This is a genomic window from Sulfuricurvum sp. RIFOXYD12_FULL_44_77 (assembly GCF_001830725.1).
Classification (GTDB): domain Bacteria; phylum Campylobacterota; class Campylobacteria; order Campylobacterales; family Sulfurimonadaceae; genus Sulfuricurvum; species Sulfuricurvum kujiense_A.
On record NZ_MIBU01000129.1, the window covers coordinates 1 to 2,161 of the forward strand.

The following is a 2,161-nucleotide window of genomic DNA, read 5'->3' on the forward strand; positions in this document are numbered from 1 at the left end:
CCCCTCACCTCATACAGTTTCAGCGGCGCATTGGTGATGCCCAACCTTGTCCCGCCCGTAACGACGTTAGAAGCGGTAAAAGAGTACAAAAAACGGATCAAACACGCGATAGGCCGGGATGATTTCGAACCCTATATGACCCTTTTCTACCAAAACTACAGTCGTGCATTTTTGGAGAGTGTTCAGGATGAGATTACCGCGATCAAACTCTATCCGAGCGGTGTGACGACGAACTCTGAGGGGGGTGTGGCGAGTTTTGATATCGAAGCGATGCGCGAAACCCTCGAAGCGATGTCTGACTTGGGAATCGTCCTCTCGGTTCACGGGGAGACCAACGGTTTTGTGATGGATCGCGAAGCGGAGTTTATGTCGGTCTATGAGATGCTGGCAAAGAATTTTCCGAAGCTCAAAATCATTATGGAGCATATCACCACCGCCGATGCAGTCGCTATGCTGGATCGTTATGAGAATTTATATGCGACGATTACCGTTCACCATCTCATGATCACTCTCGATGATGTAGCGGGGGGGATGTTGCGTCCCCATCTATTTTGCAAACCGATTGCCAAACGCCCCGAAGATCGTGCCGCACTTTTGCGCGTTGCGCTCGAAGCCCATCCGAAAGTGATGTTCGGCTCCGACAGCGCACCTCACCCGAAACATGCAAAAGAGTCGTGCGGATGCGGAGCGGGTGTTTTTACCGCCCCGATCGCATTACAGCTACTGTGCGAGGTGTTTGAAGCGCATGATAAACTCGATAACCTTCAAGCCTTTGTCAGTGACAACGCACAACGTATCTACGGGATCTGTGCCGAGTTTAAAGAGGTGATCTTGGTGAAACATGACTTCGTTGTTCCTGATATCTACGGCAGTGTCGTGCCGATGCGTGCAGGTGAAACTTTAACGTGGACACTAGAGCGTGTTGACTAAGATTTTGCTTTTAGAGGACGATTTGCTCTTTGGCGAATCGATCGTGGATGTACTGGAAGAGGAGGGATTTGAAGTGGTGCTGTGCCGAAACGGCCAAATCGCCCTCGATGAAACTTATAAAAATCATTTTGATCTCTATCTTCTTGACATTAACGTCCCTCTAATCGACGGGTTGTCCCTCCTCAAAGAGTTACGTCGTGCCAATGATCGTACCCCGACAATCTATCTCTCTTCTCATCAAGAGATTGAAACCCTCTCTCATGCATTCGAGATAGGGGCGGATGATTATCTGAAAAAACCGTTTAATACCGATGAACTTCTTGTTCGACTTCATGCATTGCTGCGTCGTAGCAAAGGGAAAGGGCGTCACTGTGTCGGTGAGCTCTGTCTCGATGAACTGCATAAATGCGTTCTTATGGAGGGGAAAGAGCTATCTCTTTCTCTGAAAGAGTATCAGTTGATGGCACTTTTTATCCGAAATGCCGGAGAGATTGTCACCAAAGAGATGATCATGGACACCCTCTGGAACCCTTCTGAAATGATTAGCGATGGGGCGATACGGGTTTATATCAACCGTCTTAAACAAGAGATAGGAGCCGAGCTGATCGTCAATATCCGCGGAGTAGGGTACCGTCTTGTTTCGTAATGTCGAAATCGCTTTGGCCTCGCTCTATGTCACCACTACCGGCGTGTTGATTGCCGGAATTTACTATGTCCATCAGGTGTTGGGCGTAGAGCAGTGGGGGATCATTGCCTTTCTATCATTGATTATGACCCTTATGGTGGGGGGGATTTTGGCCAAAATAGCCATTACCCCTCTAAGGGAGCACTTTTACCATTTGGAGCGGTTCTCTAAAGAGACGCTGCATGAATTGAATCTCCCGATTAACACCATAACTGCCAATGTCCAAATGTTGCGCAAATCCCACAGTGATGAAAAAAGTTTGAAGCGGCTGGAGCGGATCGAGATCGCGGCAGAGATGTTAAAAGAGCGTTACAATGAGCTCGATTATATGATCAAAAAACAGAGTGAGCGAGAGAGAATCGAACAGTTTGATTTGTCTGAAGTGATTGAAGAGAGATTGGTATTTCTGCGTTCCCTTTATCCCTCTGTGACATGGGATATATCGGTTGCGTCTTATGCCGTGAACTGCGATCGGATCGGATTGGGGAAGGTTATTGATAATTTAATCGAAAACGGGGTGAAATATTCACCGAAAAACCCTATAAT

The 2,161-nt window shown here is 47.6% G+C and carries 3 protein-coding genes; all 3 read left to right on the plus strand.

Translation table 11 applies throughout. The annotated features are described in order from the left end of the window. A partial coding sequence (gene pyrC / locus A2517_RS05415; protein WP_294894903.1) for a dihydroorotase occupies positions 1 to 930 on the plus strand: 930 nt, incomplete at its 5' end. Next, the gene (locus A2517_RS05420; RefSeq protein WP_294894905.1) at positions 920 to 1,576 is read left to right on the plus strand and encodes a response regulator transcription factor; all 657 of its coding nucleotides are present in this window, start codon (positions 920 to 922) and stop codon (positions 1,574 to 1,576) included. The genes pyrC and A2517_RS05420, both read left to right, overlap by 11 nt. Further along, positions 1,566 to 2,161: sensor histidine kinase (locus tag A2517_RS05425; protein WP_294894907.1), on the plus strand; the 596-nt coding region annotated here is incomplete at its 3' end. The genes A2517_RS05420 and A2517_RS05425, both read left to right, overlap by 11 nt.